The sequence below is a fragment of the Kordia sp. genome (assembly GCF_965224175.1).
Taxonomy (GTDB): Bacteria; Bacteroidota; Bacteroidia; order Flavobacteriales; family Flavobacteriaceae; genus Kordia.
In genome coordinates this window covers 4711556-4734910 of record NZ_OZ245041.1, presented here as the reverse complement: position 1 = coordinate 4734910, position 23355 = coordinate 4711556, and the positions used below count along the sequence as shown (strand labels likewise).

Sequence of the window (23355 nt, the reverse complement as noted above, 5' to 3'; positions counted from 1 at the left end):
GACCTAAACCAAGTTTTTATAGCTTGGTAAGCTTACTTAAGCTCAACCTCTGCTCCTGCTTCTTCTAAAGATGCTTTAAGACCTTCTGCCTCATCTTTAGATACTCCTTCTTTGATTGGAGCTGGTGCTGAATCAACGATTCCTTTAGCGTCTTTAAGACCTAATCCTGTTAATTCTTTTACTAATTTAACTACTGCTAATTTAGATCCACCAGCAGCTTTTAAGATTACGTCAAACTCAGTTTGCTCGTCTCCACCGTCTGCATCAGCAGCAGGACCAGCTTGAACTACAGCTGCAGCTGCAGCAGGCTCAATACCGTACTCTTCTTTTAATATATCTGCTAAATCGTTAACTTCTTTTACCGTTAAGTTAACTAATTGTTCTGCGAATTCTTTTAAATCTGCCATTTTCTATCGTTTTAAAATAATGTTTTTGTTAAATATTTGTTTTGTTAAGTGCGTACTCTTTTAATTATCTTTCAGATAATCTTTTTAAGATACCTGCAAGTTTTCCTCCACCAGATTGAAGAGCAGAAACAACGTTCTTAGCAGGAGATTGTAACAATCCAATGATTTCTCCAATAAGCTCTTCTCTTGATTTGATATTTACTAAGGCATCTAATTGATCGTCTCCTACGAAAACTGCTGTCTCTATGAAAGCTCCTTTTAAGATTGGCTTTTCAGCTTTTCTTTTCTTTCTAAACTCTTTAATAAGTTTTGCTGGAGCATTTCCAGTTTCAGAAAGCATTAACGAAGTATTTCCTTTTAATACTTCAGGAAGTTCTCCGAAATCCTTGTCAGAAGCTTCCATTGCTTTTGCAAGCAATGTGTTCTTAATTACTGCAAGTTTGATATTTTCTTTAAAACAAGCTCTTCTTAAAGCTGAAGTTGTTTCAGCATTTAATCCAGAAATGTCCGTTAAGTAAATATTTGTATTGTCAGCTAACTGTGCAGTTAATTCTTCTATTACTACTGATTTTTCTTCTTTAGTCATGATAAAAATCTTTTTTAACTACCTATGCAATTGTTTTTGGATCAACAGCTACACTTGGGCTCATAGTACTAGACATATAAATACTCTTAATGTATGTACCTTTTGCCGCAGTTGGCTTTAATTTGATTAATGTTTGTAATAATTCAGCTGCATTCCCTTCAATTTTGTCTGCAGAGAATGAAGACTTACCGATTGCTGCATGAACAATTCCAGTTTTATCAACTTTAAAGTCAATTTTACCAGCCTTTACTTCTTTTACAGCTTTTGCAACATCCATAGTTACAGTTCCAGTCTTTGGGTTTGGCATTAAACCTCTTGGACCTAAAATACGTCCTAAAGGTCCTAATTTACCCATTACACTTGGCATAGTGATGATTACATCAACATCTGTCCATCCTCCTTTTATTTTTTGAAGGAATTCATCTAATCCAACATAATCAGCTCCTGCTTCTTGCGCTTCAGCTTCTTTATCTGGAGTTACTAATGCTAAAACTTTTACGTCTTTACCTGTTCCGTGAGGTAATGTTACAACACCTCTCACCATTTGGTTAGCTTTACGTGGATCAACACCTAATCTAACAGCAAGATCTACAGACGCATCAAATTTTACATTTGTTATTTCTTTCACTAAGCTTGATGCTTCTGCAACAGAATATAATTTATTCTTGTCAACTTTAGCTAAAGCTTCTTTTTGCTTTTTTGTTACTCGTGCCATTTGTTCTTACGATTTAAAAAGGTTTATCACCTGATACAGTTAATCCCATAGATCTTGCAGTACCTGCAACCATACTCATTGCTGACTCAACAGTAAATGCATTCAAATCTTGCATTTTGTCTTCAGCAATAGCTTTTACTTGTTCCCAAGTAACGCTTGCTACCTTTTTTCGGTTTGGTTCTCCTGATCCTTTTTTAATCTTTGCCGCTTCCATAAGCTGAACTGCCGCTGGCGCTGTTTTCACTACAAAGTCAAATGATTTGTCTTTGTATACAGAAATAACAACTGGAACTACCTTACCTTGTTTATCTTGGGTTCTAGCATTAAATTGCTTACAGAACTCCATGATATTAACTCCGGCAGCACCTAAAGCGGGTCCAACCGGTGGCGACGGATTCGCTGCACCTCCCCTAACTTGTAGCTTAACTACTTTACTTAATTCTTTTGCCATTTTCTTGTTTTTAATTGCGTAACATTTTTTGTTTGGAAGCTAAAAATGCTACATAAAATATATAATGTGTAACAATTATATTTTTTCTACTTGCATGTAACTTAACTCTAATGGTGTTTTTCTTCCAAAGATTTTCACCATTACTTCTAACTTACGTTTTTCTTCATTGATCTTCTCAACCGTTCCATTGAAACCATTAAACGGTCCGTCTATTACCTTTACAGTTTCCCCTAGAGTAAAAGGTATTGCTACATTATCAGTTTTCACTGCTAACTCATCCACTTTACCTAACATCCTATTAACTTCAGATTGTCTTAACGGTACAGGATCTCCACCTTTTACTTCACCAAGAAAACCAATCACATTAGTAACTGATTTTATAACATGTGTTACCTCTCCAGCTATATTTGCTTTAATCATAATATATCCTGGAAAGTAAACTCTTTCTTTGTTAATTTTTTTTCCATTACGGATTTGAATTACTTTTTCCGTAGGAACCAAAACTTCTTCTACGTAATCTTCTAACCCTAATCTTGTAATTTCGCTTTCAATATAAGCTTTAACTTTATTCTCCTGTCCGCTGACAGCTCTCACAACATACCATTTCTTTACATTAGAATCCGCCATAATAAGTATAATTTTAGAGAGTGAATTTATTTACCTAACACTTTTTCATAAACATATCCCAATGCCTCTGAAAACACAGTATCTACTCCCCAAATTGCTAATGAGAAGATAATTGAAAATACAGCTACTATAATTGTAAGACGTTGCGCCTCAGCCCAAGGTGTCCAAGTAACATTGGTTCTCAATTCTTCAAAAGATTCTTTTACGTAATTTACTATACCAGCCATATTGCGATTTTATTAGCACGGGTTGAGAGGCTCGAACTCCCGACACCTGGTTTTGGAGACCAGTGCTCTACCAACTGAGCTAAACCCGTATTCCATAAAAAGGCGTCCCGAAGAACGAGACACCTCTATATATTTACTTGATGATTCTTAATTATAAGATTTCAGTTACCTGACCTGCACCAACAGTTCTACCACCTTCACGGATCGCAAAACGTAAACCTACGTTCATTGCAATTGTGTTTAACAACTCAACAGTAATCGTTAAGTTATCTCCTGGCATTACCATCTCTACACCTTCTGGTAAAGAAATAGTTCCTGTTACATCCGTAGTACGAACGTAGAATTGAGGACGGTAGTTATTGTGGAATGGAGTGTGACGTCCACCTTCTTCTTTTTTCAACACATACACCTCAGCCTTGAACTTATCGTGTGGAGTTACAGAACCTGGCTTACAGATTACCATTCCTCTTTTAATATCAGTCTTTTCAATACCTCTTAATAAGATACCTACGTTATCTCCAGCCTCACCTCTATCAAGGATTTTACGGAACATCTCAACTCCTGTAATTGTAGAAGTTAATTTTTCAGCTCCCATTCCAATGATATCAACAGCATCTCCAGTATTAGCTACACCAGTTTCGATACGTCCTGTTGCTACAGTACCACGTCCAGTAATAGAGAATACATCTTCGATCGGCATTAAGAAATCCTTATCAACTTCTCTTAATGGCTCTTCGATCCACTCATCAACTGCAGCCATTAATTCCATTACTGTATCAACCCACTGCTTTTCTCCATTTAAAGCTCCTAAAGCAGACCCTTGAATAACTGGCCCGTTATCACCATCATACTCATAGAAAGAAAGTAAATCTCTTACCTCCATATCAACAAGCTCTAATAATTCCTCATCATCTACCATATCACATTTGTTCAAGAAGACAACAATTCTTGGAATTCCTACCTGACGTCCTAATAAGATGTGCTCACGAGTTTGTGGCATTGGCCCATCTGTAGCAGCAACTACTAAGATAGCTCCATCCATTTGAGCAGCTCCCGTTACCATGTTCTTTACATAATCGGCGTGACCTGGACAGTCAACGTGTGCGTAGTGACGGTTAGCCGTTTCGTACTCAACGTGCGCAGTGTTAATAGTAATACCTCTTTCTTTTTCTTCAGGAGCGTTATCGATAGTATCGAAATCTCTTGCTTCAGAAAGACCAGCATCAGCTAATACTTTAGTAATAGCAGCTGTTAATGTAGTTTTACCGTGATCTACGTGTCCAATAGTACCAATATTTAAGTGCGGTTTGGAACGATCAAAAGTTTCCTTTGCCATGATTTAATAATTTTTTTTAATCTTAGTTATATATTAGTGTTCAATTTATACATTCTATGAGCCAATGACGGGATTTGAACCCGTGGCCTCTTCCTTACCAAGGAAACGCTCTACCCCTGAGCTACACCGGCAAGAAATATATAGAGCGAGAGACCGGGTTCGAACCGGCGACATTCAGCTTGGAAGGCTGACGCTCTACCAACTGAGCTACTCTCGCTTTTGTTTTAGTGGGGAGAGCAGGATTCGAACCTGCGAAGACATAGTCAGCAGATTTACAGTCTGCCCTCGTTGGCCGCTTGAGTATCTCCCCAATAAAAAAATCAATATTTCAAACTCTTTTTTAGCATTTTCCAAGAATTTAACCAACCCCTGTACAAGTTCTGCTTTTTTTTTGAGCCGATGGAGGGACTCGAACCCACGACCTGCTGATTACAAATCAGCTGCTCTAGCCAGCTGAGCTACATCGGCTTTTGCTCATAAAAAAAGTCCGCTATTTCTAACGGACTGCAAATGTATAGATTATTTTTTTTAATCAAAACAATTTTTGAAAAATTTTTATTGATCAATGTGCTCTTACTTTTTCTTTTCGTTTTAGCAGCGCTCTTTGCAAAGTGCTTGTTGCTTCATCTATAGCTTCTTCGAAGGTTCTACATTGCTTTTTCACCATTATATCATCTCCTGGAATATTTACTCTAACTTCTGCTATTTTATTTTCTTTTGCACTTGTGTTTTCTACCTTTAAATAGATATCGGAATCAATGACCTTGTCATAGTAATTTTCTAACTTATCCATTTTTCGTTGAATAAAATCTACTAGCTTACGATCTACCGTAAAGTTCACGGACTGCATGTTTACTTTCATACGCGGCATTTTTATAGGTTATATTTTAGGTTTTGCTGTTTTTAGAAAAGATTACTTTTTGTTTCTAGGATGTGCTTTGGCATATACATTTTTCAATTCTGTTAAACTATTGTGTGTGTATACTTGTGTTGAAGCCAAGCTAGCATGACCAAGTAATTCTTTGACAGCATTTAAGTCTGCACCTTGATTTAGTAAATGAGTTGCAAATGTGTGCCTAAGAATATGCGGACTCTTTTTTACTTTTGAAGATGCTATACTAAAATAATCATTTATTAAACGATATACAAGATTCGGATAGATTTTATTTCCTTTTGAAGTTAAAAATAATTCTTCTTTTTCATGAACGTCTACTAGTTTTCGTTGAGAATTGTATTCTTTTAATTGTTTTTCAAGTTTTTGCAATAATGGCACTATTCTTTCTTTGTTTCTTTTTCCTAGAATTTTAATTGTTTTATTTGCGTAATCTATATCTGATTGCTTTAGATTTATTAACTCACTTCTTCGCATTCCTGTTGCGTATAACATCTCAATAATTGTTTTGTTACGTACTCCTTCGAAGTCATTTTTAAAAGCTATATTTTCAAAAACTATATCCATTTCTTTCTCCGAAAAAGGAACTTGTATTTTTTTTGCCGTTTTGAGTGCTTTGTGTTTCGCTAATGGACTTACTGTAATTTGCTTCGTTTTGAGTAAGTATTTATAGTACGTTTTGAGTGACGATATTTTTCTATTGATAGTCGCATTTGCTATACCTTTATCAACTAACGAAATAATCCAGCTACGGATTTGCACATAGTGCACATGTATTATAACATCATCTTCATATGTTTCTTTACAGAACTCAGAAAACGAGCGTAAGTCTTTTTCATAAGCTGTGATCGTGTGCTTTGAATAGTTTTTTTCGAGTTCTAGATATTCTGTAAAAGTAGTAAAGGTCATTACTGGGTTTTGGGTAATGTATTCTTTTTTGTTGATTCGTTAATTTGTTTTTTGGTAATCTACTGAATACCTGTTTTAGTTTTAGTCTTAGAACTTGAACTTTGTTTTTCGTCAACTTACTTGTACTCTGTTTGCCGAAGTATCAATTTATGAATTTATTTATTTGCTGGTTCTTAAAAAACTTACCATTTCTTAATTACTAAAGTCTAACACTTATAACTTGTTCAAGTTACTGAAGTTGTTTGGGAGATGAAAATAATATGCATAAAAAAAGGTTCCCGTTATAGGAACCTTTTTAGTTTTGTTTTGTGAGAGCCTCTTAGATTTCTTCTTGATCTCTAAGGTGCTGTATGTATTGCGCTTTTTGGATTTGCGCTCTACGAGCTACTGATGGCTTTGTGAAATGCTTTCTTGCTCTAAGTTGACGCATTCCTCCTGTACGATCAAATTTTCTTTTGAAACGTTTCAGCGCTCTGTCTATATTTTCTCCTTCTTTTACTGGTATAATTAACATAGTCCTTAACCTCCTCTCTTTTAGATTTTGTGGCTGCAAATATACTGACTATTTTTTAATTTCAAACAGATTGTCGTTTTATTTTTGCATTAGCGATAGAGGCGGCATCCTCCCGATTTTCTCGGGAGATATAGCCGAAAGCGCGTCCGCATTTTCTGCGGAATGCCCTAATTAGTCACCTTACTCCTGTTATTAGTTGTCAGTTTTCGATCGAGCTTATAATGTTATTTTTGTTTTTAAACTCTGAATTTTACTATTGTTTATGTGTCTATTTGTGTATTTGTAGATTCTTGAGAAACATCCTAATACCTAAAACTTTCATTGTTGTTATTTAACAGACCAAACTGTGTAACTTTTAGGTGGCGCTTGGATTTTAACCCATTTTCCACCTTGCGTTACCGGTTCCCAATTGGAATGCCCTGTGTAGTCTTTGATACGCGTGTTTGACCAATTGGTTTCTATCCAGCGCTCTTTCCAGCTGTTTGAGTTGTTTATGTACACTACTAATCCTGCACTGTTGTATCCGTTTCTTCTAGCTATGTATTCGTCATTATCTACATGTAATATAGAAGTGTTTCCACTTGCCAGATTGTTGTGAATCCAGATGAGATTATTTAATCGCTCTTTGTTTAGCCATTCTTCATAGTCGCGGTAGAAGATTGTTGGATATCCTTCATGCGTTAGGATATATGCATATGCTAATATTTTGTTATTGATAATTTCGTCAGTATCGTGGTTTGTTACAAAGGTGACAGCTTTTGAAGCATTTCGTTTCCATAACATATCATCATTTAATCTATTTAGATTGTTTCCTTGAAATGCATCTCGCATTCTGTAGTAACAAGCAAAGTCAAACGCACTTACTTCCGCTTGCCCAGACCACCAATCGAGTGTAGCTGCATTTCCGTCCCAATATTCCCCTACAGAGAAACCACCAACTTCATTTTTCCATTCTTTGACAACCCACGGTCCAAATCCTTTTACGTAGTCAAATCGCCAACCATCAAAACCTATTACATCTCTGTAATATTTGGCAACAGAGTTTGGGTTTCTCCAAAGCCAATCTTGCACATAGCTTTTTGTGTGTGATAGGTCTGCAAATCCTCCAAATACACCTTCATCGCTTGCTTGCGCGTCGTTTGGATGAAAATCATAGTAAGTTCTATTAAACATGCCAGACATAGGCTGATAGTTTGTGTATGTGTTTGTTCCTTTGAATGGATTGTATTCACTATCTCCTCCGCTATTGTGATTTAATACGATATCTGCAATCACACTTAAACGATTGTTATGCGCCGTGTTTACAAGGCTTACTAATTCTGACCTAGATCCAAAACGCGTTTCTATACTTCCCATTTGATTGTATTCTCCGAAATCGAAGTAATCGAACGGATCGTATCCCATAGAGAATGGACCATTTTGCGCCTTAGATACTGGCGGAAGCCAAATAGCGTCAATGCCTGCATTGCTCCAATCGTCAACTTTTCCTTTTACGACATTCCACCAAGTTCCACCTGCTGGCACATCCCAATAGAATGCTTGCATCATTACACCTGCTCCTATTGGCTTTAGGTTATTTCTGTTTTTGGCAGTTGTTGTCTCTTTTATTGTTTCAATATTTTGCTCTTCGTTATCTAACCTGACTTCGTCGTGAGAACAACTTATTAGATATAGACTAATTAGTAGGCAATAGAATATTTGATTTTTTTTCATGATAATTAATTATTTGGTTAACGTGTTTTGAAGTTAGCCAAATTATTAACCGTATGGTTGGCTAGAGATATCCGCAAACGTTTTCGTGTTGATAAGTTTTGCAATTGTACGGGAAAGCCGTAACGAATGTGTGCCAGATCTGGAGTTTTTACATAAAAAAAAGATCACCTGTTATAGTGATCTTTAGTTGTTATTTTATGTTTTTTTAGTACTTCTTGAAGTGACATTTGAGATTATGATTGCTTTAGGTTGCTGGCTTGTAATCTTTTTTGTCGATGATCATTTTTGCAATAATTTCACGAAGTATCTCTGATGTTCCGCCTCCAATTGGCCCTAAACGGCTATCACGCAACATACGTGCCAATGGATATTCTTCCATATAACCATATCCACCTAACATTTGTAAACATTGATAAATGACATTGTCTGCCATTTTTGTTGATTGCAATTTAGACATTGTAGCTTCTTTTACTACATATTCTTTTTTATCTAATCGTGATGCAACCGCATAGTTAAAAGTTTTACACACTTCTGCTTCTGTAGCTAGATCTGCCATCGTGTGACGTAAAGCCTGAAATTTATCTATGGTTCTACCAAAGGCTTGACGCTCTGACATGTATTGTAATGTGTATTCAATAGCATATTCTGCTCTTGCGTGCGCATTGATTCCCATGATGAGTCTTTCTAATGCAAAATGCTGCATGATGTATGGGAATCCCATGTTTTCTTCTCCCATTAGGTTTTCTAGTGGAATTTCAACATTATCAAAAGCAATTTCACCAGTATCAGAAGCTCTCCAACCTAATTTATCAAGTTTTGTAGCTGAGATTCCAGGAATATCTCTATCCATAATAAAGATACTGATTCCTTTGTTTCCTAGCTCAGGATTTGTTTTTGCTGCAACTACTAAGTAATCACTGTATACTCCGTTGGTGATAAATGTTTTTGAACCGTTGATTATATATTTATCTCCTTTTTTACAGCTGTTGTTCGCATTCCTGCTACATCCGATCCTCCAAAAGGCTCTGTAATACACAGGCATCCTATTTTTTCCCCCGTAATACTTGGCGCTAAATATTTTTCTTTGATTTCATGACTTCCTTCTTTGTTTACATGCGTCATTGCTAAGTAGGCGTGTGCCCAAATTGCTGCTGCAAAACCTCCAGAATTGATACGTTGTAATTCTTCTAAAAGGATGACTGTGTAGAAAAGATCTAAGTCCATTCCGCCATACGCTTCTGGATAAGCTATTCCGAAGAATCCCATTTCACCGAATTTTTCCCAAATGAATCTTTCGATGGTTCCAGTTTCTTCCCATTTATCAATGTGAGGAACTACTTCTTTCTTTAAAAAATCTCTCAAACTTTCTCTAAAAAGTTGATGTTCTTCATTAAAGTACATGCTTTCCATATATGGCAATTTTTATATTTTTTATTGTATTTGCAAATATAATTCAATTATCTCTATTTTATCCGATGGAAAGTTTTGAATTTTTGATAATTCTTCAAAATTTTTGAATCCTTCTCGAAGAACTCGTTGATTAATGATTTCATCTGCCAATTCATAATTTATGTATGGAACTTTTTGCAATTGCGCTATAGTACAGCTATTGAGATTTATTTTGGTAATCTTTGTTTTTTCTAGATAGAAGCGTTTCCATAGTTTTTCTATCACTTCTGACTTTAAACCATATACATCATTTAGTTGTGATTCTGTCACAAATCCACCTAATTTTGTTCTGTATTTTACTATTCGAGCGGAGAGTTTTTCACCAATACCGTAAACTTTTCGCAGTTCTTCTACAGTTGCTTTATTTATATCCATCTTTTTGAGAATGATCTCTTCTTTTTTCTTGTATGTATATGAAGTATATGTTCGTTTTTTCCGTTTCTTTTTTGTAACCCATTCGGGGAATTTAAAATAAGGTGAGATCTCATTGAGTAAGGAATCAGAAACTTTTGTAATGATTTGAAACTCCTTTGCTGAATTTACATAGCTATTATTTGCTCTAAACTTATGTAACCTATCTATTTCTTCTGTAGACATGCCAAGTGTAAAACCTTTATAATCTGTGATGAAGTTTGGATTGAATGGAAAGCGTTTTGGCTTTGTATTTAGTGCTATCAACTTTAAAGAATCTATTTGTTGTTGATACTGTATTACTTCTTTATCTGAAAATATTTTTGAAGCTGTACTTGTGGGATTTGTGTAGAAATAGATTCCTTGCGCTATAAAGATAAAGGCTATAATACACAAAATCCCACTTCGTTCTGCTTTGAGAAACTTGAAGTGAGATTTGATGTTTTTCATGTTTTCGATTTTTTAATGAATCGTTACATGAGCATTATATTGGGTTTATTATTCTCTAAATAGTCTGAGTATTTAATTATGATTTTCTTGCTTTGATGGCGTTCATATACTTTGTTAATTCTTCTTTTACTCTTGGCGCTAGTAATACTAATCCAATCATATTAGGAACCATCATTGCAAATATCATTGCATCAGAGAACCCAATTACAGATCCTAAACTTGCAGCTGCTCCAACAATTACGAATAAACAGAAAACAATTTTGTACGTATACTCAGCTCTTTTACTTCTTCCAAATAAATATGCCCATCCTTGGAAACCATAGTAAGACCAAGAAATCATAGTACTGAAAGCAAATAACACAACAGCTACAGTTAATACATATGGGAACCAGCTAATAGCGCTTTCAAATGCTCCAGAGGTCATTAAGATAGCTTCCGCGTCATTTGCAGGTCCTGTTCCTGTTAATGAACCAGTAATGATTAATACTAATGCTGTCATTGTACAAACTACTACCGTATCAATAAATGGTTCTAATAAAGCAACCATTCCTTCACTTGCTGCATATTTAGTCTTTACTGCCGAATGCGCAATTGATGAAGAACCAATACCAGCTTCGTTTGAGAATGCTGCACGTCTAAATCCTTGTATCAATACTCCAATAGCACCACCGGCAATTCCTTCTGGACTAAATGCTCCATTAAAGATTTGCGCAAATGCATCTCCTACCATTCCTATATTAGCAAAAATTACAAACAAAGAAGCTGCAACATAAATTACTACCATGAATGGTACAATTTTGTCCGTTACTTTGGCAATTTTCTTGATTCCTCCAATAATAACTATACCTACTAATACAGACATCACTAATCCGAATAACCATCCTTTACCATGTAAAAATGATTGTTCTCCTCCTGTAATATTTTCTACTAGCTGAAATGCTTGATTTACTTGAAACATGTTTCCTCCACCAAAAGAACCTCCAATTACGAAGATTGCAAATAATACAGCGAGTACTTTTCCTAAACCAGCAAGTCCTTTTGCTTTTAATCCTTTTGTTAAGTAATACATTGGACCACCATATACGGTTCCGTCTTCACCAATGTCTCTATATTTTACACCAAGTGTACATTCTACAAACTTAGAAGCCATACCAAGTAACCCTGCAATGATCATCCAAAACGTTGCTCCTGCACCACCAATAGATACAGCAATGGCAACACCTGCAATATTTCCTAAACCTACTGTAGCCGATAATGCAGCTGTTAGTGCCTGGAAATGCGAAACTTCTCCTTCTTGACTTTCATCTCTTATGGTATCTGCAATATCTCCGTCCATCGCTAAGTCAGTATCGGCTGCACTATGCTGATCAATATCATCGTATTTTCCACGCACAATGTTTATTGAAGTAAGGAATCCTCTGAAATTGATAAATTTAAAATACACTGTGAAGTATAATGCTCCAATGATCAATGGAAATAATACCCAGAATACTTTGATATCTTCTGTAAATGGTATTTGATAGAAAATAAAGTTCACAAACCATCCTGTTGCCCAACCAAAGCCTTCATCAATTTGTTGATCGAGTCCTTTTTCTGTGGCTTCTTGCGCAAAAGTTAATAATGGTAAAAAAATTGAAAATAATGATAGAAGATATTTCTTCATGATATAGTATCAGTTAGTTAATATTTTATGTTGGGATAATTAAAGATAGCAAGATGCTAAAAAAAAATTGCTTAATCAAGTTTTGCAACGTTAAATAAGATTTTTCAACGCTTTTAGAGATCGTACTTTTGTTTTAATAATTCAATTTGTTCGGGACGACCTAATACTATTATTTTGGATTCTTTGGCTAGTTTAAGTGTCGCTTCAGGATTAATTACATATTCTCCATCTGGAGTTTTATAACCAATTACCGTACAACCCGTTTCTTTTCGTAAGTCTAGTTCTTTGAGTGTAATCTCCTTACCAGAAGCCGTAATATCTTCTGTTTTTATCTCTTCTACATTGGTCGTATTTTTACCACTTATAGAGAGATTGTCTATAAATTCTACCAAATCTGGTACTACTACTAAAGAAGCCATATGCTCACCACCAATTTTATCAGGCATGATGACATTATCTGCACCCGCTAGTTTTAGTTTTTTATATGAAGATTCTTGAGACGCTCTACTAATGATTAATAGTTTGCTATTGATTTGTCTTGCAGAAAGCACCACAAATAAGTTATCTGCATCACTCGGAAGTGCCGTAATTAAACATTTTGCCTGATCGATTCCTGCTTTTTCTAAAACCTCATCTTCACTTGCATTTCCTTCCACAAAAGAAATATCTGAAGTTTCATAGCGCTCAATGATATCTCTATCTTTTTCTATAATGACAAATTCCTGATCGTGCGCACTGAGTTTTTCTGCGGCTTGTCTTCCATTTCGTCCAAATCCACAAATAATGATATGATCTTCCATACGGCTGATTTTTTTTAAGGTCTTTCGTTGTATGATGTTTCTTAGAGAACTTCTACTTAGTATATATTCTGTAATGACAGAGATTGCATACGCAAACACAAAAACACTGATGATAATAAGAAATACTGTGAATAAACGTGCATGTTCATCTAAAGGAATAACTTCTCCAAAACCAACGGTAGTTACGGTAATGACAGTCATGTAAGTCGCATCAACCCAACTCATATCAGCTATGAATCGAAAACCAAGCACACCTATTGTAAATACAAAGATGAGCAAGAATAAGGCTAGATAGAATTTTGACTTGAAGAATCTATACATACGCTATAAGTCAAATACAGAAGTTCGCTTTGTGTAAATTAAATCTTTTAATCGTAATATAAAAGCAAGCGTTAAGTAAAGACCAAAACTAACACCTAACGTGGCAAAAGTTACATAGATAAAGAATAAACGAACATTTTTTGCACGCATTCCTAAACGATCTGCCAAACGCGATAAAGCTCCAAACCCGTGCTTTTCTAAAAAGTAACGCAATTTATACATGAAATCTTCTCTTAATGTTATACTTCTCAAAAACTCATTTACTAAGTGCAAGATAAAGTTTTTTGTACAAACACTTCTTATTTCTTTTTTAAAAACAAGATTCTTTCATGAAACTATTCCCAATAGCACATTGCAAACATTTATGTTTGTCACAATAATATTTTTTCAATTCTAATAAAGCTTGTGTTTGTTGTGCATTTTCAATAGTTATTTTTTGTGTTGTAAACTTTTGAATAATGGTGTTTTTTTCGGAAGGAATTGTACGAAGTAAGCTTAAAATATTTTCAATATTGAGTTTCCCCAGATGACGATCGTAACAATATTTTAATGGAATGATACTATTGATCAACAAAACATCAATGAATTTTTTAGAAAGCTTCTTAATCCGTTTCGGCGAGCTTTTTTCAAAAGTGTAATGAGTTTCCCAAAATGAACTCGTTGCTATTTGCAAAACTTTATACATTTCTTCTAAAGAATTTGTAGTGATTAATTTAGAAAATAGATTGCGCTGATGATGATAGAGTGTTGCCAATTGTGAAGCCCGAATCGTTGGGAAATTAGCAGGACGCGTTCTGAAGAATTGCAAAGGTATTGTTGTATTTTTTTGATGCTGAAATTTACGACGGAGATAATTGAATTCTTGAGTTAGTTCTATGTAATAAGGTTCTTGAGTCACATCTTGCGAAAGCAATCCAAAGATTCCAAATAAAAAAGCTTCCAATGAACCTCTTTTCGTACTGAGTTTCCGAACAATTGCAAAATCAACTGAGCAAGCAGCTTCAAAAAATGCTTCACTATTGAGTTTTAATCCAAACCCTTTTGCTAACAATCTAAACAACACTGCTTCCCAATCATGATTACTTTGTTTTACAAGAATTTCTATTTCCGCAGCTTTCTTTTCAAGTCGTTCTAGATAGATTCGTTCCAACCAGTTTTCAAATTGAAAATTATTCAATACAGGAAATTCACTTTCACAATGAATCCATTTCTGAGTCGAATTCATCAAGTCTGTATACCGTTTCAGCAACTCGGAATCACTAAATTCTTTGAGTATTAATGTTGGAATGACGGAATTGTCTTTTCTATGAATTTCCACATCATGATTCCAAACTACATGCAAAATCACATTATCATAGTTTTTATCTTTTTCGTGGTTGTGTACAAACCAATCTCCTGAATTTATGTGCATCTCTACGTTTCCAGCCCATAATTGATTATCAATTCTGAGTTGAGCATTAAAAAAATCAGGTCCTGCATAATGATTATGTGTTCCTAAATTGATGATTTGAATGGCTTCTCCGTTTGCAGTTTGGAGATTTTGGTTTTGTAGTTTTCCAAATTTCCACAGATAATACAAAAAATCTTCTTTTACAGTCATATGATTAATTATTACGTTGATAATAATTTCAATGAGGAATAAAAGGTTTAGTATTCTGTGTAAGATTAATAATGTAAAAATACATTATTTTATATTTATTTTTATACATTGTGTGGTACAAATATTCACGAAACTTGCCATAATTTGAATTTTTAAAATACATGAATGCTCTCGCGAAATCTATTTTTATTGTTGCATTTCCTACGCTCGCGCTTGTCGCGTTGATAGATTGTATTTGGCATGTATGGACTTCTGGAATTACACTATTACATGTTTCACATTTTCTTACGGCTGTTAGTATTGTATTTTTCTTTTCACGAATTTTCATTAAACCAATCGCGCGTACAGATAGTGCATTGATAGTGTACACCTTTTGTATATTTTTAGGATGCTTATTGAGTTTTCTTGTTGGAAATTTACAAGAAGAAGTTGAATTTAGAATGACTTGTGCAATTTTTAATATGCTGCTAACTATCAGTTGGGTTATCTATTTAGTTTGGTATTCTTTTTATCAAGGCAGAAATGCAGCACAAAATATAGTATTAAGCATTGGAAACACACTTCCATTGTTAAGCTTTGAAAACGCTGGCAAGCATGTTATTACTACTGAATGTTTTGCAGGAACACCCACTATTTTAATCTTTTATCGTGGTAATTGGTGTCCATTTTGCATGGCGCAAATCAAAGAAATGGTTGAACATCATGAAGAGTTGACTGATAGAAACATTAATACCGTTTTTATTAGTTCGCAACCACATAGTTTTAGTGAGAATTTAGATAAAAAGTATCCGTTAGATTTTCAGTTTTTAGTAGATGTAGAAGGAAAAGTAGCCAAAAAAATAGACATTTTTGCAGAAAACGGATTGCCATTTGGTTTTCAAATTTTCGGTTTTAAATCAGATACTATCTTGCCTACAATTATTATTACAGACTCAAATGAAAAAATTGTTTACACCAATCAAACGGATAATTATCGCATGCGTCCAGAACCAACAGAATTGTTAAAAGTGATTGACGCGAATGTTTAGTGTTACTTTTCTATATTGAATCCTTCTTCTTTCCAAGCTTTAATGCCGCCTTCAACATTATGAGTTTTAGTGTAACCTAACTCTCGTAATTTTATAACTGCTTTTGCACTTCGTGTTCCGCCTTTGCAATACACATATACATCTTTATCTTTTGGAAGTTGTGATATAGCTTGCTCGATAAAGTCATCTTCAAAGAAATTAGCTTCTAAAGCAGTACTTTTTATTTTTCCTTGTGCTATTTCTTTTGGTGTACGAACATCCAACACAATTACTTCCTGAGTTTTTAAAACATCATTAAGCTTTTGTACAGTCACGTTGTTTTCATTTGGGAAATTATTACAACCAAAAAAAGATAAAATAGAAGACAGCATAATAATTACGAAAGTTAGTTTTTTTAATTGCATTTTTGAATCAATTTTAATTCGTTTTAGCACCTTCCCATTCTGAAAATCCGCCCATTAAATTGTACGTATTTTCAAAACCTTCGCTGTTCATTACAGCGCATGCTTGCGCGCTTCTTCCGCCAGAACGACAATACACATAGTAGTTTTTAGCAGGATCAAGTTTCTTTACTTCATCAATAAATCCTTGTCCTAAAAAGATATCAATATGTTTTGCATTCGGAATGTGTCCTTCATCTACTTCGTCTTGTGTACGAACATCAATGATGACTGCATTTGTATCGTTTGCAAGTTGCTCTTGCCATTCTTGTTGTGTTAAATCTGCCATAGCCTAATAAAATAGTGTTGTTTGTATTTTGCTTTCAAAGTTAATCTTTTTTAGAAGATTTTCTTCACTAAAAAAGCCGAAGTGCTAAACTTCGGCCTTGTACAGGCAAGTTTCATGCCTTATTTTAAGTTTTATGCTTCTGCGATTTAGATTTTTGTCTCTACAAAAAGACAACTTTAATTTTTGACAATCTAACTTGTCTAAAAATCTAAGTCAGTCTAATCTTCTATACATCTAAAAAGTCTAGAAAAATTAAACCTTGATAGAACAACCAATTGCTTTTGTTGTTTTTACCTCAACTTCTTTTCCTGCTAATAAAGCATCTACAGCATCTTCAACATAACGTTTAGAAACAGCTTCTGCATCTTTATAGTTGTCGTCAATAGCTCCAATATATTTTACTTGATATCCTTTATCTGTTTTCGCAATTACGTACATATGTGGCGTTCTTGTTGCGCCAAATACTGGATATATTTTTTGCCCTTCATCCAACATATACGGAAAGGTAAATCCTTTTTCTTTAGCTCTAACTTGCATTTTTTCAAAACTATCATCTGGTCTTGCTTCTGGACTGTTTGGATTGATCGCAATTACAGGATATCCTTTGCTTGCATATTTTTTGTCTAACTCGATAAGTCTATCTTCATACGCTACTGAATATGGACAAGTATTGCAAGTAAACGTAAGAATAAATCCTTTTGCATCTTTAAAACTGTTCATAGAAACCATTTTTCCATCTACATTTTTTAAAGAAAAGTCTTTTACCATATCGCCAACTTGGTAACCATTCGCTACCGTTTCTTTCTTTGGTGTAGAAACATTTTCAGCAACTACTTTTGCTGCTGAACTAGTTGCATCTGCATTTTTTTTATCTGTACAGGAAGCCGCTACAAATAATACGGCTAATACTGCTAATTTTAAAGTTTTCATTAGTTTGGGTTTATTGGGTTATAAAATTCTTTAATTCGTTTTCTAATTCTGATTTCGTAAAGGAACGTTCGTAGAATTTTCGTTGTCCTCTATTGTAAATAACTGTCGCTGGAATAGAGCCTGACCATTCTTTTGATACTTTCGAAATCCATGCATTCTGATCTGGGTCATCCAATAAAACCTTTTCAGATTGTAAGTCATTTTTAGCCAAAAATGAATTCAGTTTCTTTAAATTAAAATCTAAACTCACTAACAGCACTTTTACATTTTTGTCTTTGTATTCTTGATTGACAGCTTCAAAATATGGTAATTCTTTTACACATGGCGCGCACCAAGTTGCCCAAAAGTTTACAACATGAGTATTGTTGTCGTCTATTTTGAGGTATTTTTCAAACTCTTCAAAATTTAATACTGGAATTTCGGTCGCTTCCGCAGATGGTTTCTCTGTTGTATTTTTTGCTTCTGCAATTGTATTTACTGTAGTTTCAGAAGTTTTTGTTTCGTTTTTACATGAAAAAAACAAGATACAAACTACTATATATAAACTCTTTTTTAGCATGGTTATAGTTTTCAGCCTAAAAATACGAAAAGTAGCATCGTTCAAAGTTCATTTAACAAAATTTAAACAATATTTAAACCTTTAAATGGTCTTCCGATTACTTTTTGCGCATCAATATCTAACCAATTATTCAGTACAGATGTATAAATTTCTCGAAAATCAATAGCATATTTTAAATCACCATTAGTGTCTAAATCTGATAAATCTGCCATTGAATTATAAAAACCTTGTTTTTTCAATTGATTCCCAATGAGAAAAACTTGGTTTGCTGTTCCATGATCAGTTCCGTTTGCAGCATTCTGTTGTACACGTCGTCCAAATTCCGAAAAAGTCAAAATCAACGTATCTTTAAAAGAATCTTCTTGTTTTAAATCTTTAATAAAAGCTGCCATCGCTTCGTCATATACTTTCAATAAACGCTTCTGTTTGTTGAGCTGATTGGCATGTGTATCAAATCCGCCAAGAGAAGCATAATATACTTTTGTTTGTAATCCTGAATTGATAAATTGTGCAACTTGTTTTAGCTGTTTTGCAAATTCATTTCCTGGATAAGTCGTCTTTGTCGTATATGTTTTGGAAGTTTCATACACATATTTTGCCGAAGACGAAGCGGTTACCATGGTTTTGTATAAATATCCCAAATTGTGTTCGCTCAAATGTGTATCATCATGATGATCGACCACTTTTTTAAAATAAGGCGCTTGTGTCGTACGAAAGAATAATGTTGGATTTTTTGTGGCAATTCCGTCTATTTTTTCACCTTTCATCAATAGTGACAGACTATCATCTACTTCAATAGCATTGAGCGATTTACTTTTTGTAGCATCTAAATAACGACCTATCCAACCAGACTGTAAATATTCATTCGCATCACTCGCCGTATGCCAGATATCGGTTGCACGAAAATGTGAACGATTCGGATTCGGATAACCAACATTATTTACAATACATAATTCTCCGTTATTGTACAAATTGCTGTGCGTGATGAGACTTTCATGAAAACCTATTTCGTCTGTAATTCCGATGAGACTACTTTTCTTTTGTGCCAACGACAACCTATTTTTATAATAAATGTCATTTCGAAACGGAACAACCGTATTTAATCCGTCATTTCCTCCTGAAAGTTGAATAATTACGAGTTTTTTTCCTGTCGCTATGGCGGAATCAATCATGTTGAATCCAGAAACAAATTTTGGCAGAAATAATGCCGTACTTGCTAATGATGCTTGCTTTAAAAAATTTCTTCTGTTCATCGCTTTATATTTTTATAAATTGTCAAATCGAGCGCAGTCGAGATTCAATAGAAGCAAAATAACGCTAGGCTTCTCGACTGCGCTCGAACTGACAATTAATTGATTTGAACAACTATTAGTATCGTATTAATAATTTCTTTTACTTGTCTCATTCCACAAATCAACACAATTGATATTCAGGTAACGACATCAGCTGTATGCAATATTGTTTTAAATCTTGATTTGCTAGCTTGTCCAAGTATTCTTTGGTTCCACGATTTAAAGGACTTATCAATAATGTTTCTTGTAATTGCTTAGCAGTTGTATGCTTTTCTCGAGTTTCAAAAGTTTGCCAATTTGGAATTACTTTTAATCTTCGCTGACGATTTCGTTTATTATTAAATCGCTGAAAATCGTCTTCAAACTCTCCTTTTTCATCCAAAGCAATTTCGCCATTGGCTAATAACACGGAAGGCAATCTAAGTCGCAACATCATCGTATTTGGATTAATCCAGTTTCTTCCGCCTTTCCAACCTGCTACATTTGGCGGAAACAATAAATGCTGCCCCAAAAGCTTCTGTAAATAGATTACTTCACGCTTTTTTTCAAATTCCATCGGCACAACTCTATGTATGCTTACTAAAAATTCTACGGGCGATTTTATTTTCGTTCCAATATTCGTTGCATTATAAAACCAATCTGAAGTCAACACAAAACGCATCAAGTTTTCAATGTCATAATCTTTATAAAAAAGTTCAGTCATTTCACTTACACGAGAAACATCTATTTGATCATTTACAAAATAACGATAGAGTTTTTCACAGATAAATTTTGCGCATTGCTTCTGCTGCAAAATAATTTCAATAATATCTGAACCATCAAAATTCCCTGTCTTGCCTAAAAATGTCTTCTCTCCATAATCGTGCTGACGACGACGCAGACGAAAATTCCCCATCAAATCATGATTCCAACCTGTAAAGGCACGCGCAGCTTCTTTAATATCATTTTCAGAATACTGATCGCGTCCAAGCGTGAACAATTCCATCAACTCACGTGCAAAATTTTCATTAGGTTTTCGTTTTTTATTCTGCTTTGTGTTTAAGTATTTAATCATCGCAGCTTCTTTGGCAATAGCTATGACGAATTCTTTGAAATTTCCTAAAGCATGTTTGCGAAGTGTGTTATTATAGTGTTGAATGTGAAGAATATTTTTATCATGACATACAAAATGATTCGCCCAAAAAAGCGTCATCTTTTCGCGTAATAATTCTTCTGTTTTTCCAAGTTTGTACAACCAAGCCAAATTGAGTTCGTGTACTTTCTTCGTACTTTGCTTGATGAGTGAACGAATCTTTTTTCGATCTTTCAGATTTAGATCTTTTAAGCTTTCCTTTAATTCTGAAATATCAACCGAAAGTGGTTTTGCTTCACGAGAAGCATCAAATAATTGTGAAACGACTTGCGTACGAGATTGTTTCTGTAACGATTGTGCTTTGGCATACGAAATTCCAAATCCTATTCTATTATATAGATGTACTATTTCTTGTAAAGTCATAACGAACGGTTTGTATCTTATGACTATAAAACGATTAAAAAGTTTAATTTGGTATCTTTTGATCCTAACTAAAATTCAGTTAGCTTCGACATACAATTCAAATAATAACAGTAAAATTCCCAATAGCATGTGTCAAGTTTCACAAACCATTAAATTTTGCAGTTGTTCTGATAAATTGGCAGAAGCAACTAAACATGTAAAAAGCATCTACTACATTTGGAAAATTGAGCGCGTAGTTGGAATTAATGATTTTGCAATGGATGGACTTTTGATGGAAGATCCAAAACAACTTGATGAATTATCTGCTGATGCTATTTTAAAAGAACTCAATTCAAAAAATCTATTTGACTTCGATTACAAACCACAAGACAATGATAGTTTAGAAATCAAACGAGTAAATCCAAAGAAAAAACATCATAAAAAGAAACTTATTGGTTCTCATCTCAACTTCTACTATCTAATTGACAAATGGCACATTGGATATCCTGATGCTTTTACTTACCAACATGAAATGTATAAAAAAGGAAACGTTAAAGTTTTAAACAAATAATAATAATATGTGTAAAGCATTAGAAGATATACGGTTTTGTAGTTGCCCTGAAAACTTGGATTTATCACAATCTAAAGAAAAAACACATTACATTTGGATAATGAATCGAGTAATTGGTCTAGACACAACTGGTGTGATGGGACTCACAATGTTACCTAAAGATAAACTTGACGACTTAATACCTGAGTTCATTGTTCAAGAACTCAATTCTAAAAACTTGTTTGATTTTGAATATGAACCACAAGAAAATGATGATATAAGAATTGAGCGAATCGATAGACATAAGACTAGAAAAAATGAATATCTTTTTGGTGAATATTTAAGCTTCCACTTTTTTTGTGGTGAATGGCATATTGGTCAAACAAATCCTTTTATGTATCACTCTAAAATTCACAAAAACGGAAAAGTTAAGATTACTAAAATTAATGACGCAAAATAGCATTTCATTTTTTAATTAAATTTTAACATTCATTCTCTTTTCTAAATTCATAATATTATTACATTTGTATATACAAATATTGTACCTACAATTATGAAATTAGAAGACGCTTTAAAAAGTGATGCAGTATTACCATTAGCTAAGAGAACTGCTTTAAACTTTATGATCACTGACACTATGTTATCTCAAAAGTTTTTAGACTTTTTCAAACAGTATGATATTTCTGCACAACAATTTAATGTATTACGAATTTTGAGAGGTCAAAAAGGGAAACCTGCAAATTTGGCTACGATTCAAGAACGAATGATTCATAAGAATAGTAATACGACTCGATTGATTGACAAACTGATTAAGAAAGAATTTGTAAAACGAAGTGTTTGCCCAGATAATAGAAGAAAAATTGAAATTATTATCACACAGCATGGTTTGGAATTACTAAATACCATCGATCCCAAACTAAATGACTTAGAAGAATCTATCATACAACCACTTACAACAACAGAAGCAGAAACTTTAAATATTTTATTAGAAAAACTAAGAGGTTCGCAATCCGCATAAAATTGCTCTAAAAACAAAATTAAATTACAATAAAACAAAAAAATGAAAACACGTATTTTAACATTAGCAGTAGTATTTGTCTTTGCCACAATTTCAACAGCATTCGCACAAGCAAAAAAAATTGATGCAACCGCTAGTTCTATAAAATGGACAGGCTATAAAGTATTAGGTCAACATGAAGGAACAATCAATTTTAAAGATGGTTCTCTAAATTTTAGAGATGGAAAGTTAACAGGAGGAACATTTACAATTGACATGACTACCATCAATACAACAGATTTATCTGGAGAGTATAAAGGAAAATTAGACGGACATTTAAAATCTGATGACTTTTTTGGAGTGAGTAAATATCCAAAAGCTACTTTAAACTTTAAAAAAGTAGTAGAAACTGATGATAATGTATACAAAGTTGATGCAGATTTGACAATTAAAGGAACAAAATCTCCTATCACTTTTAATATTGAAGTTGAACGCAATTCTGCAGAAGCAAAATTAAAAGTAAACCGTACAAAATATGGAATCAAGTATGGTTCAGCATCTTTCTTTGATGGACTAAAAGACAAAGCCATTAAAGATAATTTTGACTTGCAAGTAGAATTAAAATTTTAAAATATTTTTTATTCTAAAATTCATTTCTATATATTTGTAGCAACAAAAGAACAAATGAAAACAAACTTTGTAAATACTTGGTGGTGGAACTTACG

At 34.0% G+C, this 23355-nt stretch carries 27 protein-coding genes, 5 tRNA genes and 1 pseudogene; 5 read left to right on the top strand and 28 right to left on the bottom strand.

Annotation, left to right across the window (positions count from 1 at the left end; translation table 11 throughout):
- Positions 1-32: 32 nt before the first annotated feature.
- From rplL to ACOQOS_RS20555, 22 genes and pseudogenes are all read right to left on the bottom strand, one after another.
- Positions 33-407 (bottom strand): 50S ribosomal protein L7/L12, encoded by a 375-nt coding sequence (rplL, locus tag ACOQOS_RS20660; protein WP_420572371.1) that lies wholly within the window; start codon positions 405-407, stop codon positions 33-35.
- Between the two features lie 64 nt (positions 408-471).
- Complete coding sequence (rplJ, locus tag ACOQOS_RS20655; RefSeq protein ID WP_420572370.1) at positions 472-993, bottom strand: 50S ribosomal protein L10; 522 nt, start codon at positions 991-993, stop codon at positions 472-474.
- A 22-nt stretch (positions 994-1015) separates the two neighbouring features.
- Positions 1016-1708: a 50S ribosomal protein L1 gene (gene rplA, locus ACOQOS_RS20650; protein WP_420572369.1), complete on the bottom strand. Its 693-nt coding sequence runs from the start codon at positions 1706-1708 to the stop codon at positions 1016-1018.
- 13 nt (positions 1709-1721) lie between these two features.
- On the bottom strand, positions 1722-2159 hold the full coding sequence (gene rplK, locus ACOQOS_RS20645) for a 50S ribosomal protein L11 (RefSeq protein ID WP_046746307.1): 438 nt from the start codon (positions 2157-2159) through the stop codon (positions 1722-1724).
- Between the two features lie 75 nt (positions 2160-2234).
- Complete coding sequence (nusG, locus tag ACOQOS_RS20640) at positions 2235-2786, bottom strand: transcription termination/antitermination protein NusG (RefSeq protein WP_420572368.1); 552 nt, start codon at positions 2784-2786, stop codon at positions 2235-2237.
- A 26-nt stretch (positions 2787-2812) separates the two neighbouring features.
- The gene (secE, locus tag ACOQOS_RS20635) at positions 2813-3013 is read right to left on the bottom strand and encodes a preprotein translocase subunit SecE (protein WP_420572367.1); all 201 of its coding nucleotides are present in this window, start codon (positions 3011-3013) and stop codon (positions 2813-2815) included.
- Between the two features lie 16 nt (positions 3014-3029).
- A tRNA-Trp gene (locus ACOQOS_RS20630) sits at positions 3030-3102 on the bottom strand.
- Between the two features lie 62 nt (positions 3103-3164).
- On the bottom strand, positions 3165-4349 hold the full coding sequence (tuf, locus tag ACOQOS_RS20625) for an elongation factor Tu (RefSeq protein ID WP_420572366.1): 1185 nt from the start codon (positions 4347-4349) through the stop codon (positions 3165-3167).
- A 59-nt stretch (positions 4350-4408) separates the two neighbouring features.
- Positions 4409-4480, bottom strand: a tRNA-Thr gene (locus ACOQOS_RS20620).
- A 13-nt stretch (positions 4481-4493) separates the two neighbouring features.
- Positions 4494-4566: transfer RNA gene (locus tag ACOQOS_RS20615), tRNA-Gly, on the bottom strand.
- An 11-nt stretch (positions 4567-4577) separates the two neighbouring features.
- Positions 4578-4659, bottom strand: a tRNA-Tyr gene (locus tag ACOQOS_RS20610).
- 84 nt (positions 4660-4743) lie between these two features.
- Positions 4744-4817 (bottom strand) — tRNA-Thr (locus ACOQOS_RS20605).
- Between the two features lie 94 nt (positions 4818-4911).
- Positions 4912-5211, bottom strand: a complete 300-nt coding sequence (hpf, locus tag ACOQOS_RS20600) for a ribosome hibernation-promoting factor, HPF/YfiA family (RefSeq protein ID WP_420572365.1) — start codon at positions 5209-5211, stop codon at positions 4912-4914.
- A 51-nt stretch (positions 5212-5262) separates the two neighbouring features.
- Positions 5263-6150 (bottom strand): tyrosine-type recombinase/integrase, encoded by an 888-nt coding sequence (locus ACOQOS_RS20595; protein WP_420572364.1) that lies wholly within the window; start codon positions 6148-6150, stop codon positions 5263-5265.
- A gap of 319 nt (positions 6151-6469) precedes the next feature.
- On the bottom strand, positions 6470-6664 hold the full coding sequence (gene rpsU / locus ACOQOS_RS20590; protein ID WP_046758270.1) for a 30S ribosomal protein S21: 195 nt from the start codon (positions 6662-6664) through the stop codon (positions 6470-6472).
- A gap of 327 nt (positions 6665-6991) precedes the next feature.
- Entirely contained in the window at positions 6992-8377 is a 1386-nt protein-coding gene (locus ACOQOS_RS20585; RefSeq protein WP_420572363.1) for an alpha-amylase, read from the bottom strand.
- Positions 8378-8621: 244 nt separating this feature from the next.
- Positions 8622-9787, bottom strand: a pseudogene (locus tag ACOQOS_RS20580) (acyl-CoA dehydrogenase family protein).
- A 21-nt stretch (positions 9788-9808) separates the two neighbouring features.
- A complete protein-coding gene (locus ACOQOS_RS20575; protein WP_420572362.1) occupies positions 9809-10687 on the bottom strand; it encodes a ComEA family DNA-binding protein in 879 nt (292 codons plus the stop codon).
- 76 nt (positions 10688-10763) lie between these two features.
- On the bottom strand, positions 10764-12350 hold the full coding sequence (locus tag ACOQOS_RS20570; protein ID WP_420572361.1) for an alanine/glycine:cation symporter family protein: 1587 nt from the start codon (positions 12348-12350) through the stop codon (positions 10764-10766).
- Positions 12351-12463: 113 nt separating this feature from the next.
- On the bottom strand, positions 12464-13471 hold the full coding sequence (locus ACOQOS_RS20565) for a potassium channel family protein (protein ID WP_420572360.1): 1008 nt from the start codon (positions 13469-13471) through the stop codon (positions 12464-12466).
- 3 nt (positions 13472-13474) lie between these two features.
- Positions 13475-13693 carry a PspC domain-containing protein gene (locus ACOQOS_RS20560; protein ID WP_420575169.1) on the bottom strand — a complete coding sequence of 73 codons (219 nt, stop codon included), beginning with the start codon at positions 13691-13693 and terminating at the stop codon, positions 13475-13477.
- An 88-nt stretch (positions 13694-13781) separates the two neighbouring features.
- Positions 13782-15071, bottom strand: coding sequence for a DUF2851 family protein (locus ACOQOS_RS20555; protein WP_420572359.1), 1290 nt, complete (start codon positions 15069-15071; stop codon positions 13782-13784).
- 161 nt (positions 15072-15232) lie between these two features.
- Between ACOQOS_RS20555 and ACOQOS_RS20550 the strand changes: the two genes are divergently transcribed.
- Positions 15233-16099 carry a peroxiredoxin family protein gene (locus ACOQOS_RS20550; protein ID WP_420572358.1) on the top strand — a complete coding sequence of 289 codons (867 nt, stop codon included), beginning with the start codon at positions 15233-15235 and terminating at the stop codon, positions 16097-16099.
- Between the two features lie 2 nt (positions 16100-16101).
- On the opposite strand, the gene ACOQOS_RS20545 is transcribed toward ACOQOS_RS20550, so the two are convergent.
- The 6 genes from ACOQOS_RS20545 to ACOQOS_RS20520 all read right to left on the bottom strand — a co-directional run bounded on the left by ACOQOS_RS20545 (position 16102) and on the right by ACOQOS_RS20520 (position 21104).
- Positions 16102-16503 carry a rhodanese-like domain-containing protein gene (locus ACOQOS_RS20545; protein WP_420572357.1) on the bottom strand — a complete coding sequence of 134 codons (402 nt, stop codon included), beginning with the start codon at positions 16501-16503 and terminating at the stop codon, positions 16102-16104.
- Between the two features lie 13 nt (positions 16504-16516).
- Entirely contained in the window at positions 16517-16828 is a 312-nt protein-coding gene (locus ACOQOS_RS20540) for a rhodanese-like domain-containing protein (RefSeq protein ID WP_420572356.1), read from the bottom strand.
- 252 nt (positions 16829-17080) lie between these two features.
- On the bottom strand, positions 17081-17758 hold the full coding sequence (locus ACOQOS_RS20535) for a thioredoxin family protein (RefSeq protein WP_420572355.1): 678 nt from the start codon (positions 17756-17758) through the stop codon (positions 17081-17083).
- A 10-nt stretch (positions 17759-17768) separates the two neighbouring features.
- Entirely contained in the window at positions 17769-18317 is a 549-nt protein-coding gene (locus tag ACOQOS_RS20530) for a TlpA family protein disulfide reductase (RefSeq protein WP_420572354.1), read from the bottom strand.
- A gap of 62 nt (positions 18318-18379) precedes the next feature.
- Positions 18380-19570, bottom strand: coding sequence for a DUF1501 domain-containing protein (locus tag ACOQOS_RS20525; RefSeq protein WP_420572353.1), 1191 nt, complete (start codon positions 19568-19570; stop codon positions 18380-18382).
- A 160-nt stretch (positions 19571-19730) separates the two neighbouring features.
- Complete coding sequence (locus ACOQOS_RS20520) at positions 19731-21104, bottom strand: DUF1800 domain-containing protein (RefSeq protein WP_420572352.1); 1374 nt, start codon at positions 21102-21104, stop codon at positions 19731-19733.
- Between the two features lie 127 nt (positions 21105-21231).
- Here ACOQOS_RS20520 and ACOQOS_RS20515 point away from each other — a divergent pair, with 127 nt between their 5' ends.
- The 4 genes from ACOQOS_RS20515 (at position 21232) to ACOQOS_RS20500 (ending at position 23260) form a co-directional block, all read left to right on the top strand.
- Entirely contained in the window at positions 21232-21654 is a 423-nt protein-coding gene (locus ACOQOS_RS20515; protein ID WP_420572351.1) for a hypothetical protein, read from the top strand.
- A 7-nt stretch (positions 21655-21661) separates the two neighbouring features.
- On the top strand, positions 21662-22093 hold the full coding sequence (locus ACOQOS_RS20510; RefSeq protein ID WP_420572350.1) for a hypothetical protein: 432 nt from the start codon (positions 21662-21664) through the stop codon (positions 22091-22093).
- Between the two features lie 93 nt (positions 22094-22186).
- Entirely contained in the window at positions 22187-22651 is a 465-nt protein-coding gene (locus tag ACOQOS_RS20505; protein ID WP_420572349.1) for a MarR family winged helix-turn-helix transcriptional regulator, read from the top strand.
- Positions 22652-22693: 42 nt separating this feature from the next.
- Positions 22694-23260 (top strand): YceI family protein, encoded by a 567-nt coding sequence (locus tag ACOQOS_RS20500; RefSeq protein ID WP_420572348.1) that lies wholly within the window; start codon positions 22694-22696, stop codon positions 23258-23260.
- Positions 23261-23355: the final 95 nt, after the last annotated feature.

Bases quoted from the DNA above. Each gene is read 5' to 3' on its own strand.
- ACOQOS_RS20575 (WP_420572362.1), bottom strand. From the start codon at position 10,687: ATGAAAAACATCAAATCTCACTTCAAGTTTCTCAAAGCAGAACGAAGT.
- ACOQOS_RS20515 (WP_420572351.1), top strand. From the start codon at position 21,232: ATGTGTCAAGTTTCACAAACCATTAAATTTTGCAGTTGTTCTGATAAA.
- ACOQOS_RS20505 (WP_420572349.1), top strand. From the start codon at position 22,187: ATGAAATTAGAAGACGCTTTAAAAAGTGATGCAGTATTACCATTAGCT.
- hpf (WP_420572365.1), bottom strand. From the start codon at position 5,211: ATGAAAGTAAACATGCAGTCCGTGAACTTTACGGTAGATCGTAAGCTA.
- rplA (WP_420572369.1), bottom strand. From the start codon at position 1,708: ATGGCACGAGTAACAAAAAAGCAAAAAGAAGCTTTAGCTAAAGTTGAC.
- rplL (WP_420572371.1), bottom strand. From the start codon at position 407: ATGGCAGATTTAAAAGAATTCGCAGAACAATTAGTTAACTTAACGGTA.
- ACOQOS_RS20535 (WP_420572355.1), bottom strand. From the start codon at position 17,758: ATGAAAACTTTAAAATTAGCAGTATTAGCCGTATTATTTGTAGCGGCT.
- rplJ (WP_420572370.1), bottom strand. From the start codon at position 993: ATGACTAAAGAAGAAAAATCAGTAGTAATAGAAGAATTAACTGCACAG.
- ACOQOS_RS20525 (WP_420572353.1), bottom strand. From the start codon at position 19,570: ATGAACAGAAGAAATTTTTTAAAGCAAGCATCATTAGCAAGTACGGCA.
- rplK (WP_046746307.1), bottom strand. From the start codon at position 2,159: ATGGCAAAAGAATTAAGTAAAGTAGTTAAGCTACAAGTTAGGGGAGGT.
- ACOQOS_RS20565 (WP_420572360.1), bottom strand. From the start codon at position 13,471: ATGTATAGATTCTTCAAGTCAAAATTCTATCTAGCCTTATTCTTGCTC.
- ACOQOS_RS20540 (WP_420572356.1), bottom strand. From the start codon at position 16,828: ATGGCAGATTTAACACAACAAGAATGGCAAGAGCAACTTGCAAACGAT.
- ACOQOS_RS20595 (WP_420572364.1), bottom strand. From the start codon at position 6,150: ATGACCTTTACTACTTTTACAGAATATCTAGAACTCGAAAAAAACTAT.
- tuf (WP_420572366.1), bottom strand. From the start codon at position 4,349: ATGGCAAAGGAAACTTTTGATCGTTCCAAACCGCACTTAAATATTGGT.
- ACOQOS_RS20510 (WP_420572350.1), top strand. From the start codon at position 21,662: ATGTGTAAAGCATTAGAAGATATACGGTTTTGTAGTTGCCCTGAAAAC.
- rpsU (WP_046758270.1), bottom strand. From the start codon at position 6,664: ATGTTAATTATACCAGTAAAAGAAGGAGAAAATATAGACAGAGCGCTG.
- ACOQOS_RS20500 (WP_420572348.1), top strand. From the start codon at position 22,694: ATGAAAACACGTATTTTAACATTAGCAGTAGTATTTGTCTTTGCCACA.
- secE (WP_420572367.1), bottom strand. From the start codon at position 3,013: ATGGCTGGTATAGTAAATTACGTAAAAGAATCTTTTGAAGAATTGAGA.
- ACOQOS_RS20570 (WP_420572361.1), bottom strand. From the start codon at position 12,350: ATGAAGAAATATCTTCTATCATTATTTTCAATTTTTTTACCATTATTA.
- ACOQOS_RS20520 (WP_420572352.1), bottom strand. From the start codon at position 21,104: ATGACTTTACAAGAAATAGTACATCTATATAATAGAATAGGATTTGGA.
- ACOQOS_RS20550 (WP_420572358.1), top strand. From the start codon at position 15,233: ATGAATGCTCTCGCGAAATCTATTTTTATTGTTGCATTTCCTACGCTC.
- nusG (WP_420572368.1), bottom strand. From the start codon at position 2,786: ATGGCGGATTCTAATGTAAAGAAATGGTATGTTGTGAGAGCTGTCAGC.
- ACOQOS_RS20560 (WP_420575169.1), bottom strand. From the start codon at position 13,693: ATGTATAAATTGCGTTACTTTTTAGAAAAGCACGGGTTTGGAGCTTTA.
- ACOQOS_RS20555 (WP_420572359.1), bottom strand. From the start codon at position 15,071: ATGACTGTAAAAGAAGATTTTTTGTATTATCTGTGGAAATTTGGAAAA.
- ACOQOS_RS20585 (WP_420572363.1), bottom strand. From the start codon at position 8,377: ATGAAAAAAAATCAAATATTCTATTGCCTACTAATTAGTCTATATCTA.
- ACOQOS_RS20530 (WP_420572354.1), bottom strand. From the start codon at position 18,317: ATGCTAAAAAAGAGTTTATATATAGTAGTTTGTATCTTGTTTTTTTCA.
- ACOQOS_RS20545 (WP_420572357.1), bottom strand. From the start codon at position 16,503: ATGCAATTAAAAAAACTAACTTTCGTAATTATTATGCTGTCTTCTATT.